The organism is Nocardia jiangsuensis (genome assembly GCF_042650385.1).
GTDB classification, from domain to species: domain Bacteria; phylum Actinomycetota; class Actinomycetes; order Mycobacteriales; family Mycobacteriaceae; genus Nocardia; species Nocardia jiangsuensis.
In genome coordinates, this window is the sequence record NZ_JBHSAX010000022.1 from 265,377 (window position 1) to 281,315 (window position 15,939).

Annotated in this window: 13 protein-coding genes and 1 riboswitch; of the genes, 4 read left to right on the forward strand and 9 right to left on the reverse strand. The window is 71.2% G+C overall.

What is annotated here, in order from left to right:
• Positions 1-4 precede the first annotated feature (4 nt).
• From ACFO0B_RS27365 to ACFO0B_RS27380, 4 genes are all read right to left on the reverse strand, one after another.
• The gene (locus ACFO0B_RS27365) at positions 5-607 is read right to left on the reverse strand and encodes a TetR family transcriptional regulator (RefSeq protein WP_378615822.1); all 603 of its coding nucleotides are present in this window, start codon (positions 605-607) and stop codon (positions 5-7) included.
• 649 nt (positions 608-1,256) lie between these two features.
• Positions 1,257-1,661: an ATP-binding protein gene (locus tag ACFO0B_RS27370; RefSeq protein WP_378615824.1), complete on the reverse strand. Its 405-nt coding sequence runs from the start codon at positions 1,659-1,661 to the stop codon at positions 1,257-1,259.
• A gap of 90 nt (positions 1,662-1,751) precedes the next feature.
• On the reverse strand, positions 1,752-1,937 hold the full coding sequence (locus ACFO0B_RS27375; RefSeq protein ID WP_378615826.1) for a hypothetical protein: 186 nt from the start codon (positions 1,935-1,937) through the stop codon (positions 1,752-1,754).
• 2 nt (positions 1,938-1,939) lie between these two features.
• Entirely contained in the window at positions 1,940-2,116 is a 177-nt protein-coding gene (locus ACFO0B_RS27380) for a hypothetical protein (RefSeq protein ID WP_378615828.1), read from the reverse strand.
• A 366-nt stretch (positions 2,117-2,482) separates the two neighbouring features.
• Here ACFO0B_RS27380 and ACFO0B_RS27385 point away from each other — a divergent pair, with 366 nt between their 5' ends.
• Positions 2,483-3,820, forward strand: a complete 1,338-nt coding sequence (locus ACFO0B_RS27385; RefSeq protein WP_378615830.1) for a helix-turn-helix domain-containing protein — start codon at positions 2,483-2,485, stop codon at positions 3,818-3,820.
• Here ACFO0B_RS27385 and ACFO0B_RS27390 read toward each other — a convergent pair.
• The gene (locus ACFO0B_RS27390) at positions 3,815-4,711 is read right to left on the reverse strand and encodes a phosphotransferase enzyme family protein (protein WP_378615832.1); all 897 of its coding nucleotides are present in this window, start codon (positions 4,709-4,711) and stop codon (positions 3,815-3,817) included. The two genes, ACFO0B_RS27385 and ACFO0B_RS27390, sit on opposite strands and share 6 nt — an antisense overlap.
• 529 nt (positions 4,712-5,240) lie before the next feature.
• Here ACFO0B_RS27390 and ACFO0B_RS27395 point away from each other — a divergent pair.
• Positions 5,241-6,197 carry a DUF808 domain-containing protein gene (locus ACFO0B_RS27395; protein ID WP_378615834.1) on the forward strand — a complete coding sequence of 319 codons (957 nt, stop codon included), beginning with the start codon at positions 5,241-5,243 and terminating at the stop codon, positions 6,195-6,197.
• 123 nt (positions 6,198-6,320) lie between these two features.
• Here the strand turns inward: ACFO0B_RS27395 and uca are convergent, their stop codons facing one another.
• The 3 genes from uca to ACFO0B_RS27410 all read right to left on the reverse strand — a co-directional run bounded on the left by uca (position 6,321) and on the right by ACFO0B_RS27410 (position 11,319).
• Entirely contained in the window at positions 6,321-9,923 is a 3,603-nt protein-coding gene (gene uca, locus ACFO0B_RS27400) for an urea carboxylase (RefSeq protein ID WP_378615836.1), read from the reverse strand.
• A gap of 3 nt (positions 9,924-9,926) precedes the next feature.
• Positions 9,927-10,640, reverse strand: coding sequence for a GntR family transcriptional regulator (locus tag ACFO0B_RS27405; protein ID WP_378615838.1), 714 nt, complete (start codon positions 10,638-10,640; stop codon positions 9,927-9,929).
• 337 nt (positions 10,641-10,977) lie between these two features.
• Positions 10,978-11,319: a hypothetical protein gene (locus tag ACFO0B_RS27410; protein ID WP_378615840.1), complete on the reverse strand. Its 342-nt coding sequence runs from the start codon at positions 11,317-11,319 to the stop codon at positions 10,978-10,980.
• A 208-nt stretch (positions 11,320-11,527) separates the two neighbouring features.
• Positions 11,528-11,733: riboswitch (cobalamin riboswitch) on the forward strand.
• Between the two features lie 135 nt (positions 11,734-11,868).
• Between ACFO0B_RS27410 and metE the strand changes: the two genes are divergently transcribed.
• Together metE and ACFO0B_RS27420 are read left to right on the forward strand one after the other, a co-directional pair.
• Positions 11,869-14,127 (forward strand): 5-methyltetrahydropteroyltriglutamate--homocysteine S-methyltransferase, encoded by a 2,259-nt coding sequence (gene metE / locus ACFO0B_RS27415; RefSeq protein ID WP_378615842.1) that lies wholly within the window; start codon positions 11,869-11,871, stop codon positions 14,125-14,127.
• Positions 14,128-14,211: 84 nt separating this feature from the next.
• Positions 14,212-15,156: a methylenetetrahydrofolate reductase gene (locus tag ACFO0B_RS27420; RefSeq protein ID WP_378615844.1), complete on the forward strand. Its 945-nt coding sequence runs from the start codon at positions 14,212-14,214 to the stop codon at positions 15,154-15,156.
• 93 nt (positions 15,157-15,249) lie between these two features.
• On the opposite strand, the gene ACFO0B_RS27425 is transcribed toward ACFO0B_RS27420, so the two are convergent.
• Entirely contained in the window at positions 15,250-15,921 is a 672-nt protein-coding gene (locus ACFO0B_RS27425) for a winged helix-turn-helix transcriptional regulator (protein ID WP_378615846.1), read from the reverse strand.
• Between the last annotated feature and the right edge of the window lie 18 nt (positions 15,922-15,939).

The following is a 15,939-nucleotide window of genomic DNA, read 5'->3' on the forward strand; positions in this document are numbered from 1 at the left end:
GTCATCAGCGCTCCATGCTGTGCAGCGCGGTGGTGAGGTAGCTGTCGAGCATCGCGGCCCGCATGGCCCGGTTGTCCGGGGTGGTCGCGAGCAGCGCGTACAGCCCGAGCAGGAAGAACAGCGCGGCGTGGTAGGGGTCGATGCCGTCCCTGGTCTCGCCGCGGTCGCGGGCGTTCTCGATCTCGGTGGCGACGGTGGCGATCATCGGGAAGTCCCTGGGGTCGCCGTCGCCGCGGTTGGGGGAGAAGTGCACCGCGAGCAGCTCGCGGAACAGGGTGTTGCCGAGCCTGCGCTCCAGGGCGAGCACCAGCCGGACGGTCTCGGCGAGCGCGGCGCGCAGATCGTGCTCGCCGCGCAGGAAGCGGCCGAGTTTCTGCGCGAGCAGGGTCTCCTCGCGGCGCTCCAGCTCCAGCAGGACGTGCTCCTTGGTGGGGAAGTGGAAGTAGAAGGTGCCGCGCGCGACGCCTGCGGCCTCGGCGATGGCCGCGATATCGGCCTCCGCCGAGCCGGTGCGCGCGAACTCGGTGATCGCGGCGTCGAGCACGCGGTCCCGCGTGCGCAACCGCTGGGCTTCGCGCCCCTGGGGTTTTCCGGATGCATCGGTCATGACCTCGATCCCAGCAGTACCGCTGACGTGCGTCGACGGCGGGTGGGGGTGGCGAGTGGAAGAGGTTGGGCGGCAGCTTCTCCGCGCTGCCGACTGCGGAATCAGACTGACATATGTCATCGACATTCGTCAATGGGTTGTTTACCGAAAGGGTAACGGGATGTGTATCGGCCGATTTACTGTTCGTCGAACAGGTGGTCGTACCCGATGGCGAAGCTCAGGTCCGCGGGGTCGACCAGCACCCGGCGGCGGTCGCCGATGCGCGGGTGCGGCACGCCGGTCGGTATCTCGCACGCCGCCTCGAAGGCGTCGAAGCCGGGGCCGCTGATGTGACCCGCAGTTCGGCCACATCGGGGTTCTCGCCGCCCGCCCGGATCCGCACCGCGAGGATCTCGGCCTCGGCCGGGACGGCGGCGGTGTCGAAGCGCCGGGCGGTGCGGCGCCAGCGGTAGGTCTGGACCGCGAGGGCGAGGCCGATCGGGAAGGTGACAAGGGCCGGGCACAGCGCGTCCCACAGCGAATCGCTGGTCAGTGCGATGACCGGCCCGGCGGCTACCAGTCCGGCCGCGAGTACGGCGGTGCAGGCACCCGCGACGGGGCCGATGAAGTCGACCTGACCCCCGGAACGCTGAATGACTCGGCCCCCGGTTCAGGTGGCGAGCAGGGGTGCGGCGAGTTCGACGACGGTGCCGGTGTCGCCCGAGGTGATGCGGGACTCGGGAACGAGGGCGCCGATCAGCGCCAGCCCCCGGCCCCGATGCGTGGCGCCCGTGGCCGGTGTCTTCCACGTCCCGTGATCGGTGATGGTCACCCGGACCATGTCCCGCTGCACCCGCGCCTCGAGCAGGATGGGCCGCCGGTCCTCATGGTGCCCGTGCTCGACCGCATTGGTGCACGCTTCGATGGCGGCCAGCAGCAGGTCGTAGGCGTGTGCGGGGTCGGTGAGCACACCGGCCAGCCACTCGCGCAGCCTGGTGCGGACCCCGGCCAGCTCTTCGGCCGCGGCGGGGAACTCCTGCCGCAGGGCGCTGGGGGTATCGCCGGTAGCGTTCATCGCCTGACCTTCCGGACCTCACCGCGGGTGTGCGGGGGTGGTACCCGACCGTAGTCGGTCCACACCCGGCTGGGTACTGCTCCCACCACGTCACGGCTCCCAGAGGGATGCGCAGGGGATCGCGGGCAGCGTGTGGGTCACGTGGTCGTCCACGGTGATCTCGGCATCCGGGGCCCAGTCCCGCAGGGTGCGCTCGAGGTGTTCGGCTGCGGTGTCGCTGACCCGGTAGTCGAAGGTCGGCCCGGCTGCGAACGCGATCCGTATGTGCCTGTCCACGGCTACTCCCAGTCGTACCCGGCGGCGGGTTCGGAGAGGAAGGCGAGTGCTGCGATTTCCGGGATGCAGTGGTGGCCGGGGGCGTGCCGGTGCCAGCGGAGGATGAGCTCGGCGGCTTGTGGGGTCAGGTGGTCGGGATCGAAGCCGCAATCGAGCCATCGCTCGTCCACTGTCACCAAGACGCGCCCCTGCCCTGTGCGTTGTCGGATGAGGGACGGACCGGCGAGCCGGTGAGCGGTCTTCTCGGGTCGCGCGGCGAGTGCATCACGGGTCTTGGAGGCGTCCTGCATGGCCTTCCGCGGTCAATGTGCGGATTCAGCGGATCCGGCTGGTCCGTGGCCGCGCGTATTCCAGCGTCGACGCTGGTCTCCGCTCGATGTTGCCGGGTGAAATCAGCAGCGGCACTGATCATTGCGGCACTACTCCGAATCATGTGCGAGGCGGGTACGGTTACGGCATCACCGTGGTGGAGCAGTCCGGCGTGTCGCCAGGTAGCAGCTGGTAGCACCGGCACGCGGGTGGGGCGGGGCACGACGGAAGTCGAGGTGGGCGTGAAAGGCGAGGACATCCGGGCGGCCCGGAAAGCGCGCGGTTGGTCCGCGCCCACGCTGATCGCGGCATTGACCGAGGCTGCGGCCCGCGAGGGGCGAACGGTCATGGGAGCCGCCAGCTTGCGGGTCGCGATCTCGCGGTGGGAGAACGGAAAGGTGCGCCCGGACGACTTCCATGCCACGTTGCTGGCCGGAGTGCTGTGCCTCCCCTATGGCGGAGACCCGGTAGAGCGCGGCCTCGAGTTCCAGCAGGATATCGGCGCCGCGATCGCGATGATCGATGCCCTCGCCGAGCAGGACCACGATGATGTCGCGGCGCTGAGCGCCGTCGATGCGCTTCCGAGTCCGCTCGTCGCGCAGGTGGTCACCAGCTACCTGTTCGGGGACACGTCGGTACTTCCCGTCGCCGGGGAGCCGGTCTTCGGTGTCGCGCTGGCCGAGCAGATCCGTGCGACCGTCGCGTCGATGATGTCGATGGACTTCCAGCGCGGCGGCGGGCACGTCCGCCGAACCCTGCTTCGCTACGTCCGAACCGAGGTCGTGCCGCAACTGCACGCCGTACATCCCGGACTCGCCAGACGTGAGATCTTCTCCGCTGCGGCCGAAGCCGCGCAGCTGCTCGGATGGAGCGCCTACGACGCGGGACGCCACGCCGCGGCCGGGCGGTACTTCGTCCAGGGCCTGCGACTCGCGCAGGAGGCCCGCGATCACCTCATGGGCGCGCGACTACTCGCGAACCTGTCACACCAGGCGAACTTCACCGGCCGCTTCGGCGACGCCGTGATGTACGCCCGCGCCGCCCAGTCCGCGCTGCGCGGGCACGGCACCCCTGCCGTGGAGACGATGTGCGTGATGATGGAGGCCCGCGGCCTGGCCGGCCGAGCCGACCGCGCGGGCACGACGGCGGCGATCCGGCGCGCGGAAACCTCATTCGAGCGTCGCACCGACGCCGAGCCGACCTGGATCGGCTATTACGACGGCGCCGAACTCGCCGGCGACGCCGCGCACTGCTTCCGCGACCTGGACGACGCCGCGCAGGCACGCGAGTTCATCGACACGGCTCTCACACCGGCCACACCGGCCCGCACCGCCGCGTTCATCCAGATGGTGGCCGGTGACGCCGCCCTTATCGCCGGCGACTTCGAACAGGCCGCGTCGCTGGCGACCTCGGCACTGACCAATGGCGCGGACCTGCGGTCCGCGCGCTTCGTATGCTACGTGCGCGACTTCCACGACCGGCTGCCCTCGACGGCCGCGCAGCATCCCGCCTTCGCGGAATACCACGACCTGTTGCGCGCACATGATGCATCGCTGACCGGATCACGCTCATAGTCCCCGCCAAGGCTCGGTCAGGACCCCGGTGCGGATCGTGGCGATCCGCTTGTCGTACTCGGCGCGGATCCTGCTCGAATGGTCGACGTTCTGCGCGAGCCAGCTGACCATCTTGAGCTGCTGGATGCCGCGCAGGACGGGCCAGCCCGACCACTCGGTGACATCGCGGCCGTAGGCATCGGCGAAGGCCCGGTAGTCGGCATCGGGCACCATACCCATGCTTGCCTCGGCGGCGGTCTTGGCCAGGTCCCACTCGGCCGGACCCCAGGCGAATGCCTCGAAATCGATCAGGGTCGGCGCACCGTCGTCGATCATCACATTCGCGATGTGCGCGTCCCCGTGCAGCGCGACCTCCGGGAGGGCGAACTCGACGGCGAGTAACTGCCCCGACAGCACCTCTACGCGCTCGTGCAGCAATTCCCGGTCAGCAGGTGCGATGGGTGCCACCGCCAGCCTCGCCGCGACATGATCGAACGCACGCACCGGCGGCAGATCGATCGCGGGCCGGGGCAACTGGTGCAATCGACGCACCAGAGCACCGAGGACACCTGCTTCATCGGTGGTGGCGGGACGGCCGGGAAGAAAGCGCCAGAAGGTCACCGGATGACCGCCGACATCCAGCGGCTGAGGGCAATCGACCTCGAAGACCCGTGCTGCGGGGAAGCCCTGCGCCGCCAACCAGCCGGACACCGCGAGCTCCTTGCAGGCGTCCGGCCTGTGCCCCGCGTCGCGGCCGATGCGGACCACCACAGGCGTTGACGACAGCCGGTAGAGAATGTTCTCCCCGACCCGCATCATCGTCGCGCCGGACGAGTCCAGTCCCGCCGACCGGCATGCCGCATCCAGTACAGCCTCGGCCGTACTGGGCAGAAACGTCGGAGATCCGGCCACACGACCACCATAGATCCGGCCGAAGGACACAGACTGGTCCGAATGGCCTGGGCGAACCAACGCTGGACGGCGGGCCCTGAGCCCGGTCTCTGTGTCACCGAACTGCTCGCCCGCGGCGCGCACGTCATCGCCATCGACGCAGCGCCACCATGATCGACCTGGCGCGGCGCCAGGACCGGTGATCACACGCGAGCGCACCGCCGCGGGCCAGACGGTTGCCTTGCGTTTCCTGCCGCCGCACGGTGCGTGAACGCTGTCCCGTGAGTCCTGCGAGGCTGTGAAGGACCGCCGTGGATTGAAGTGTCCTGGCTGATGTGGACGTACTCGAACTCCGGGTTCCCGTGCGGCAGGTAGGTCGGGAAGAACGGGTCCCGGTTGATCCGCGCGATGATCGCGTCTGCGGCTTCGGCCCGCTTCAGCTCGCCGAGATCAACGTAAACCCAGAACGGTGAACCGACCACAACAGGGCTGGCACCGCTCGATACGCGTACTGTTCGATCTGCTCGGTCCGTTCGAAGTGGAGGTTTCCGTGGCTGGTGGTCTCGTCGCCCTGCTGGACGACGTCGCGGCGATCGCGAAGGTAGCCGCGGCGTCGATCGACGACATCGGCGCCGCGGCGGGTAGGGCCGGTGTCAAGGCCGCGGGCGTGGTGGTCGACGACACCGCGGTCACCCCCCGCTACGTGCACGGGTTCTCGCCCAAACGCGAACTCCCGATCATCCGCAAGATCGCGATCGGGTCGATCCGCAACAAGCTCCTCGTCATCCTGCCGGTGGCGATGCTGTTGAGCGAGTTTCTGCCGCAGGCGCTGCCCTACCTGCTCATCGCGGGCGGCCTGTTCCTGTGCTACGAGGGCGCGGAGAAGGTGTACGAGGCGCTCACCGGCGGTCACCACGACGCCGGCGACGCACCCACGGCATCGAGCGGACCCGAACACGAGAAGGCCATGGTGAGCGGTGCGATCCGCACCGACCTCATCCTCTCCGCCGAGATCATGGTGATCGCCCTCTCCTCGGTCGAGACCGAACCTTTCGTGACCCGGCTGCTGGTGCTGATCGCCGTAGCGTTCCTCATCACCGCCCTGGTCTACGGCGTCGTCGCGGCGATCGTGAAGATGGACGACGTCGGACTCGCCCTCGCCGCGCGCAAGTCGTCGTTCAGTCAGCGGTTCGGTCGCGGACTCGTCACCGCGATGCCGAAGGTGATGTCCGTTCTCACCGTCGTCGGGATCGCCGCGATGCTGTGGGTCGGCGGCCACATCCTGCTCGTCAACGTCGGCGAAGCCGGATTCCACTGGCCCGCCGACCGCCTCCACGACCTCGAACACTGGGCCGGAGACCTCATTCACGGCGGGTTCGGAGGTGTCCTGTCCTGGACCGCGGGGACGGTCGCCTCCGCACTCGCCGGGCTGGTCGTCGGAGCTCTGGTCGTGCTCATCATGCACGTCGTTCCGAAGCGAAAAGCGAAGGAAGATACTGCGCACTGACCCGCGCAAGGTGCCGCTGCCGCGGCCGTTGCCGGCGTAGCACGGAGCCCCGGATCGGGGCGCTGGGCCGTATGTGTGGTCTGACCGGTTCGACGTGATCACGAGGCCCGGTGGCCGGGTGGCTCATCGTGCCCCGAGCACCGCGATCGGGGTTCCGGCGCGCACGGCGCTCCCGGGTGCGGCCAACACCCGAAGCACCGTGCCAGCGGCCGGACTCGGGACGGGCAGCTCGAGCTTCATCGCCTCGAGCACGGCCACCGTCTCGCCCTCGCGCAGGACCGTGCCGGGACTGATGTCGATTCGCCACACATTGCCCGCCATCGGCGCGGTGACGACCGTGGCGTTCGGCGGCAAGCCCGCGAGCACATCGTCGGACTCCTCGACCGGCGGCGCGGCGGCGACGGTCCGGTCGAACTCGCCCGCGGCGTGCCACGCGCGCTTCTCCGCCTCGAAGGCGGCGCTCTGCCTGGTCTCGAAGTCGGCAATCGCGGCAGCGTTGTCGCGCAGCATCTTCCGATGCTCGGCGAGCGCGAACGTCCCATCGGCGATCTCGGCGTCGAACCGTCCGGCCCTGGCGGCAGCCCGATACTCGAGCAACTGCTCGGGACTGACCGGCTCCCAGACGATCCGGTCGAAGAACCGGAACAGCCACGGCGTGCCCGGCTCGAACGGCGGGTGCTGGCGATACCCGGACCAGATCGGGACGGTGCGCCCGATCAGCTGATAGCCGCCGGGGGAGGCCATGCCGTAGACGCACAGGTACTTGCCGCCGATCCCGACGGCGTCGGCGGGGGTCCAGGTGCGGGCCGGGTTGTACTTCGTCGTGACCAGCCGGTGCCGCGGGTCCAGCGGAACGGCCAGCGGCGCACCCAGGTACACGTCGCCGAGCCCGAGTACCAGGTACTCGGCGTCGAAGACCGCGCTGCGCACCTGCTCGACGCTGTCCAGGCCGTTGATCCGGCGGATGAACTCGACGTTCGACGGCAGCCACGGCGCGGAGTCGCGGACCCCGCTGCGGTAGCGGTCGATCGCCTCGGCGATGGACGGGTCGTCGAAGGAGAGCGGCAGCCGGATGGTGCGGCTCGGCACCACCAGGTCGCCGGTGGCGGGGAGTTGCTGTTCGAGGTCGGTGAGCAGGCCGAGCAGCCGGTGCTGGTCGAGTATGTCGGGGTCGAAGTGCAGGTGCAGGGAGCGGACGCCGGGGGTCACGTCGACGAGCCCGGCCGGGGCTGCTTCGGCGAGCGCCTGCGCCAGGGCGTGCACGCGCATGCGCAGCCCGAGGTCGAGCACCATGTCGCCGTACTCGACGAGGATGTTGTCGTCGCCGCCGCGCAGGTACACCACCGCGGGACGATCGCCCTCCGCTTCCAGCGTGGCGAGAACTCCTCGATCACTGGGTGCCGCAATGACATCGACGCTGCCCGCCCGCGCGGCGGGTGAGGTGCGCAGCGCGGTGGCGGTGCCGTCGGCCACCGGGACGAACCGGAGCGTGTCGCCGGGCCGCAGCTGCCCCAGCTTCCACCGCTGCGCCGAGATCACGGTGAGCGGGCAGGCGAAGCCGCCGAGGCTGGGGCCGTCGGGGCCGAGCAGGATCGGGGTGTCGCCGGAGACATTGAGCGCGCCGACGCTGTAGGGGGTGTCGTGCAGGTTGGACGGGTGCAGCCCGGCGTCGCCGCCGTCGGCGCGCGACCACTCGGGCTTCGGCCCCTCGAGGCGGATACCGGTGCGGTTGGCGTGCGCGCCGACCCGCCAGGGGTGCCGGTAGAACTGCGCCATGTCGGCATCGGTGAAGTAGGCGGGCGCGGTGTGCGGGCCCTCGCCGACCGCCAGCCGCCACTCGTGGGTGAACGCCGGCCGGTCACCGATCGGTACCGCCGTGGGCGGCCCGGCCGGTGCCGCACCCGCGAGGGTGAGAACGTCGCCGTCGGCGACCGCCCGGCCGGTGACGCCGCCGAACCCGCCGAGGGTGAAGGTCGCGGCGCTGCCGTGATACTCCGGGGCGTCGATGCCGCCGCGGATCGCCAGGTAGGTGCGCAGCCCCGCGTCGGCGGGCGCGCCGATATCGAGCACCGCGCCCGCGGCCAGGGTGACCGGCTCCCACATCGGCGCGGGCTCGCCGTCGACGGTGACCGGGGCCGGAGCCCCGGTGACGCAGACGACCGCCGGATCGGAGAACCGGATGCGCGGCCCCTGCAGGGTGCACTCCAGTCCCGGCGCCCCCGGCGCGTTGCCGACCGCGGTGTTGGCCAGGGTGAACGACAGGTCGTCCATCGGCCCGGACGGCGGAATACCCACCTCCCACAGCCCGATTCGGCCCGGGTGGTCCTGCACGGTCGTCATCGTCCCCGCCCGCAGGACATCCAGCCGCGGCTCGTCGGCGGCGAGCGTGGCCATGGTCGCGGTGATGTGCGCGCCGTCCCGTACCACCGGTGCCGCCGCGGCGGCCCGCAGCTGCGCCAGATTGGTCCGCACGCCGTGGATGCGCGTGCTCGTCAGCGCGGTCTCCAGCGCGTCGAACGCCTCGGCGCGGGTCGGGGCGTGGGTGATCAGCTTGGACAGCATGGGGTCGTAGTGCGGGCTGACCTCGGTGCCGGTCTCGACCCAGCTGTCGACCCGGATATCGGCGGGGAAGCGCGCCTCGGTGATCAGCCCGGCGCTGGGCCGGTAGTCGTGCGCCGGATCCTCGGCGTAGACGCGCGCCTCGACCGCCCAGCCGCGCAGCGGCGGGCCCGCGTCCGGCACGGCGTCGAGCACGGTCGCGTCGCCACCGGCCAGCCGCAGCATCCAGGCGACCAGGTCGACGCCGGTGACGGCCTCGGTGACCGGGTGCTCCACCTGCAGCCTGGTGTTCATCTCCAGGAACGACGCCGCACCGCGCTCGGTGTCGTAGACGAATTCGACGGTGCCGGCCGAGCGGTAGCCGACCGAGCCCGCCAGGGCGCGTGAGGTCGCCAGCAGCTCCTCGGTGAGCGCTGCGGGCAGGCCGGGGGCTGGCGCCTCCTCGATCACCTTCTGGTTGCGCCTTTGCAGCGAGCAGTCGCGGGTGCCGAGGCTGATCACCCGGCCCTGACCGTCCCCGAAGACCTGCACCTCGATATGGCGCGCCCGCGCCACGAACCGCTCCAGGAAGACCCCCGCCGAGGAGAAGTTCGCCACCGCCAGCCGCTGCACCCGGTCGAAAGCGGCGCGCACCGCGTCGGCGTCGAAGCACGCCTGCATGCCGATACCGCCGCCGCCACCGACCGCCTTGACCATCACCGGGTAGCCGATCCGGTCGGCCTCGGCGACCGCGTGCGCGGCCGACTCCAGGATGCCGCTGCCCGCCACCAGCGGGACGCCGACGGCGCGCGCGGCCTCGCGGGCGGTGTGCTTGTCGCCGAAGACCCGCAGCTGCTCCGGCGTCGGCCCGACGAAGACCAGCCCCGCATCGGCCACCGCAGTCGCGAAATCCGCGTTCTCGGAGAGGAATCCGTACCCGGGATGGATCGCGCCCGCGCCGGTGGCGAGCGCGGCCTCGATCACCGCGTCGGCGCGCAGATACGACTCCGCGGCAGGGCCGGGGCCGAGCCGGACCGCGGCATCGGCCATCCGCACGTGCGCGGCCCCGAGGTCGGCGTCGGAATGGACCGCCACCGACTTCAGGCCGAGGTCGCGGGCGCTGCGGATGATCCGCACCGCGATCTCGCCGCGATTGGCGATCAGTACGGTGTCGAAACTCGAGGTCACCGGTTACTCCTGTTCGCTTGCCATGGACATGGCGACGACGGCGCGGGTGACGCGGTCGAGGACGACATCGAGCGACTCGCCGATGTGCCGGTGCAGCAGTCCGTGCGCCTGCGTGAGCTCACCGGCGAGCACGGCGTCGAGGATCGCCAGGTGCTCGGCGATGGTCACCTCGATCCGGTTGTTGACCATGAAGTCGAACATCCGGACGTGCCGGATCCGCGCGTTCACCGCGGTCAGCGCGCGCACCAGTTCACCGTTGCCCGCGGCGGTGAGCAGGGCGACGTGGAACTCCTCGTCGACCACCACGAAGCCGGGCTGCTGCTCGGGCGGGTCGGCCCGCAGCACCCGCCAGCGCTCCCGCTCCGCCAGCAGGGCGTCGCGGTCGTGCACCACGGCGGGGTTGGTGATGGCGCGCTGGATGCCGGAGAGTTCCAGCGTGAGCCGCAGCTCGTAGAGGTCGCGAACCACCGGAATGCTCGGCCGCACCGGCGCGAAGCCGACCTCCTCGCGGCGCAGCAGACCATCGGCGCAGAGCATGGCCAGCGCCTCCCTGGCCGGGGTGCGCGAGATGCCGAAGCGCGCGGAGACCTTCGGCTCGGTCAGCCGCTGCTCGAAGCCGATGCGGCCGTTCATGAGGTCGTCGCGCAGCGCCGCGTAGACGGTGTCGCGGAGTGAGCCGGGCGGGGTGGACGTGCGGGTGCGCACCGGTGTCGCCATGGCTGTATACGCTAGGAATCCGCGGTTTCCGCGAGATCACCGCGCGTAACCGCCGGGTAAGCGAATTCCGGACCCCGGCGACCTTGCCGCGGGGCGCGGAGTCCGACCTGTGCAGATGGTTCGTTTCGCGGCCGCAGGACGTCGTAGCCCGCCGGGCGACATCGTGCGGCGGGCGAGAGGGAACCCGGTGGGAATTCGGGACTGTCCCGCAGACCTGCCCGCGGTGCCGGACACGCCGTGTCCGGCGGCCGTCGCCTCCCGGACGGGCGCTACGCCGACCTGCCCGACGCTACCCGGTCGACACCTGCGCACACCCGGCCGGGTGACGTCCGGTCGGTCAGCTGATCTGGGTTCCGGACCAGCCGAAGCTGAAGCTGTGGCCCTTGGCAGTGCAGAGCAGCGCGCCCCTGCCGCCGCCGATGCAGCTGGCGCCGCCGTTGCTCAGGGTGCCGTCGATGGGCGGGCTGCCCGCGCGCCCGTGCGGGCCGAAGAGCCCGAAGGTCGGGTGAGCGGGCAGGAAGGGAAGGTCGATGGCGAGGTCGTAGACGGTGAAGCCGAAGAGGTTCGTGCCGCCCGGGATATCGCAGCCGACATCCCCGTTGGCTCGGATCGCGCAGTTGGACCCGCCGTAACTGAAATACACGGTGCTGTCGCCCGGTTGCGCGGCGGCGGCCTGCATCCCCGGCACGGCGAGGGCGGCGGCGAGGAGCGTTCGAAGCCTCGTGGAACGACCATAACTGCTGCGAACATCAATGTTCACTGATCTGTGGACCGTGAGTGTCGTGCGCGGGCACCCGTTCCCCGGTGATCCGCTATATTCGTCGGTGCAGCTGGTTCGCCGGCGGCGGAGTCGAAGGAGCCCCTGACCCGCCCGCCTGCGTCGAAGCCCGGAGAGCGATTCCCCGGGTGAGAGGGAACCCGGTGGAAATCCGGGACTGTCCCGCAGCGGTGAGTGGGAACGACAGCCGTCACCCGCACTGGGCACCCGCCTGGGAAGCGACGGTCGGTAGGACCAGCCCCGGGCCCCCGGGGCCGACCCGATCTCGGGTCGACGCCCACGAGTCCGAAGACCTGCCCGTTGTACCGGGGACGCCGTCCCCGGTGGTCGTCGCCTCGTGGATCGGGCGCTACGCCGAGTGGACCCGGGCACGGGAACAATGCTCACGGGCTCCACCTGCGTGCGCTTCGAATGGGCGGCGGTCCTGGCTGCTGCTGATGGAGCTCATCGATGTCGAACACCACCTTTACCGCGACCGTGCTGGGGTTCCCGCGCGTCGGCCCCAACCGGGAACTCAAGCGCGCCACGGAGTCCTACTGGGCGGGTCGCACCAACGCCCAGGCCCTGCACGCCGTCGCGAAGGAGCTGCGCACCGCGCAGCTGACGGCGGCCCTCGACGCCGGGCTCGATTCGGTGCCGGTGGGCACCTTCTCCTACTACGACCAGGTGCTCGACACCGCCGTCCTGCTCGGCGCGCTGCCGCAGCGGGTATCCGGGATCGCCGACGAGCTGGACCGGTACTTCGCCGCCGCCCGCGGCAATGCCGAGGTCGCCCCGCTCGAGATGACCAAGTGGTTCGACACGAACTACCACTACCTGGTGCCCGAACTCGCCGCGGACACCGCCTTCGCGCTGCACCCGGAGAAGCCGCTGGCCGAGTTGCAGGAGGCGCTGGCGCTCGGCGTGCCCGCTCGGCCGGTGGTCGTCGGGCCGGTCACCTTCCTGAAGCTGGCCAAGTCGGTGGACGGCAGCGACCTGCTCGACCGGCTGCCCGACCTGATCCCGCTGTACGAGCGGCTGCTCGGGCTGCTCGCCGAGGCCGGGGCGGAGTGGGTCCAGCTGGACGAGCCCTCGCTGGTCACCGATCTCACCGAGGCCGAGCTGGCGGCGGTGCGCGGCACCTACCGGCGGCTCTCGGAGGTCACGGTGCGTCCGGCGATCCTGGTGGCCGCCTACTTCGGCCGCCTCGGCGTGGCGCTGCCCGCGCTGGCGGAGACCGGGATCGATGGCATCGCCGTCGACCTGGTCGCGGGCGGGGACGCGGATGTCGCCGCGGCCCGGTCGATCACCGACAAGCTGATCGTCGCCGGCGTGATCGACGGCCACAACATCTGGCGGGCCGACCCCGACCACGCGCTGCCGCGGCTGACCGAGCTGCGCGACGCCGGGGTGGCCGTCGCCGTCTCCAGCTCGTGCTCGCTGCTGCACGTCCCCTACGGCCTGGCCCCGGAGACCGACCTGGACCAGCGGCTGCGCGGCTGGCTCGCCTTCGGCGACGAGAAGCTCGCCGAGATCCGGGTGCTCGCCACCGCGCTCACCGAGGGCGAGAGCGCGGTCGCCGACCAGCTCGAGATCGCGCGCACCGCGGTGGCCGACCGCGGGGCCGACCCGCGCCTGCGCGTGGACTCGGTGCGCGAGCGCCTCGACGACCTGGACGCGGCCGCGACCCGTCGCGCCCCCGCCGACGAGCGCCGCGTCCTGCAGCAGGAGCGGCTGAACCTGCCGCTGCTGCCGACCACCACCATCGGCTCCTACCCGCAGACCGGCCGGATCCGGGTGGCCCGCGCCGAATTCCGCCGCGGCGAGATCGACCGGGCCGAGTACGACACCCGCATGCGCGCCGAGATCGCCGAGGTCATCGCGCTGCAGGAGGAGATCGGGCTGGACGTGCTCGTGCACGGCGAGCCGGAGCGCAACGACATGGTGCAGTACTTCGCCGAGCAGCTCGACGGCTTCGCCGCGACGGTCAACGGCTGGGTGCAGTCCTACGGCACCCGCTGCGTGCGCCCGCCGATCGTCTACGGCGACGTGGCGCGCCCGGCGGTGATGACCGTCGAGTGGATCACCTACGCCCAGTCGCTGACCGCCAAGCCGGTCAAGGGCATGCTGACCGGCCCGGTCACCATCCTGGCCTGGTCGTTCATCCGCGACGACCAGCCGCTCGCCGACACCGCGCGGCAGATCGCACTGGCCATCCGGGACGAGACGGTGGATCTGGAGGCGGCGGGCATCGGTGTCGTCCAGGTGGACGAGCCCGCGCTGCGCGAACTGCTGCCGCTGCGCCGGGCCGACCAGGCCGCCTACCTGGACTGGGCGGTCGAGGCGTTCCGGCTCGCCACCGCCGGCGTCGCCGACGCCACCCAGATCCACACCCACCTCTGCTACTCGGAGTTCGGCGAGGTCATCGGGGCGATCCACGGCCTGGACGCCGACGTCACCTCGATCGAGGCGGCGCGCTCGCACATGGAGGTGCTCGACGACCTCAATGCGATCGGCTTCGACCTCGGCGTCGGCCCTGGTGTCTACGACATCCACTCGCCGCGGGTTCCCGGCGCGGAGGAGGTACGGAAGTCGCTGGAGCTGGCGCTGAAAGCCGTTCCGGCCGAACGGCTGTGGGTCAACCCGGACTGCGGGCTCAAGACCCGCAGCACCGCCGAGGTGACCGCCTCGCTGCGCAACCTCGTCGCGGCGGCGCAGGCGCTGCGCTGACCCGCCCCGGGGCGGCTCCTTGCCGCCCCGGGGTGTCCCTTCCAGCCCCGAGGCCACTATGCGTAACCTCCCGCGGGCGGCACGATGACCGTCCGAACCACGCCCGCCGCCCGCTCGGTCGTGGCGAACCTGCGTACCGACGCCACCGCCCCCGTCCCGTTCTCCGTGGAGTTCAACCCGCCGCGCGACGCCGAAGGCGAAACCCGGCTGTGGCGCGCCGTCCGGCAATTCGAGCGCCTGCACCCGGCTTTCGTCTCGATGACCTACGGCGCGGGCGGCTCCACCAAGGACCGCACCGCCCGTATCACCGGGCAGCTGGCCCAGCAGACCACGCTGCTCCCGGTGGCGCACCTGACCGCCGTCGGGCACAGCCGCGCCGAGCTGCGCGCGCTGGTCGGCACCTACGCCGACAGCGGCATCCGCGACATCCTCGTCCTGCGCGGCGACCCGCCGGGCGACCCGCTCGGCGACTGGCACCGGCACCCCGCCGGGGTCACGTACGCCGAGGAGTTGGTCCGCATGGTCCGCGACCTCGGCGACTTCGACGTCGGGGTGGCCTCCTTCCCGCAGGGCCACCACCGCTCACCGGACCTGGAGACCGACACGGCGTATCCGGCCGCGAAACTCAGGGCCGGAGCGGAGTACTCGATCACCCAGATGTTCTTCGGCGTCGAGCACTACCTGCGGCTGCGCGACCGGCTCGCCGCGCACGACCCGGTCGAGGGCGCGAAACCGATCATCCCCGAGCTCATGCCGATCACCTCGCTGCGCACCGTGCGCCGCGCGGTGGAGCTGTGCGGGCGCGACCTGCCCGCGCCGGTCCTGGACCGGCTGCACGGGGCCGCGGGCGACGGCCCGGAGGAGAACCGTGCCGCCGTGCGCGCGGCAGGCATCGAGATCGCCACCGAGCTGGCGCAGCGGCTCATCGACGAGGGTGCGCCGTGCCTGCACTTCGTCACCCTCAACTTCGCCAAGGCCACGACCGAGGTGCTCGCCAACTTCGGCTACCGGGCGACCGCCGGGCCGTAATCTGCCCGCACCCGATCGGTCCAGCCGGCCGGTCCGGAGATCACCGGCACTCCGTGAAGTGCGCCGTACCGCCGATCTGCGCGGCCGGTTCGGCTACGAGCTCTGAGCTCGGGGGATCCGGTCTGCGACGAGGCCGAAGGCGGCGGCGAGCGGGGCCGCGGCGGCGAGGTCGCCGGTGATGCCGAGCGCGCCCGTCTCGATGGCGGTGCCGAGTGCGAGCGTGCCGTTGGCGAGCTCGGTGAGGACGGCGATGTCGGCGGCGAGCACCGCGCGCGGCGATTCGGCGGGCAGTGCGCGGAACTCGATCCGCTCCTGGGTGATCGTGAAGCGGAAAGCCGCTCCGCTCGTGCGGAGTTCGTAGACGCCGTCGGCCCCCGGCGCCGATCGGAACCTGGCCTCCATGGCAAGGGCGACCAGCTCGGGATCGAGGTGCTGCGTCGGCTCGGGGGCGCCCAGCCTGGGCAGGCCCCAGCGGGAGAGCGAGTGGAAGACCGGGCGCAGCGCCTCACCGTCGGGGGTCAGCTGGTAGACGGTCGACGCAGCGGGGGGCGGCAGGGTGGTCCTGGTGATGACGCCCGCGGCGTCGAGTTCCTTCAGGCGCTGGCTGAGCAGGCCGGTTCCGATGCCGGGGAGGCCGTCGATCAGGTCGGTGTAGCGCTTGGGGCCGAGCAGCAGGTTGCGCAGGATGAGCATCGACCAGCGCTCGCCGAGCAGGTCGAGAGCGTGGGCGATGCCGCAGTACTGGTTGTAGGAGCGCTTGGCCATGGTTCCGGAAGCTTAACC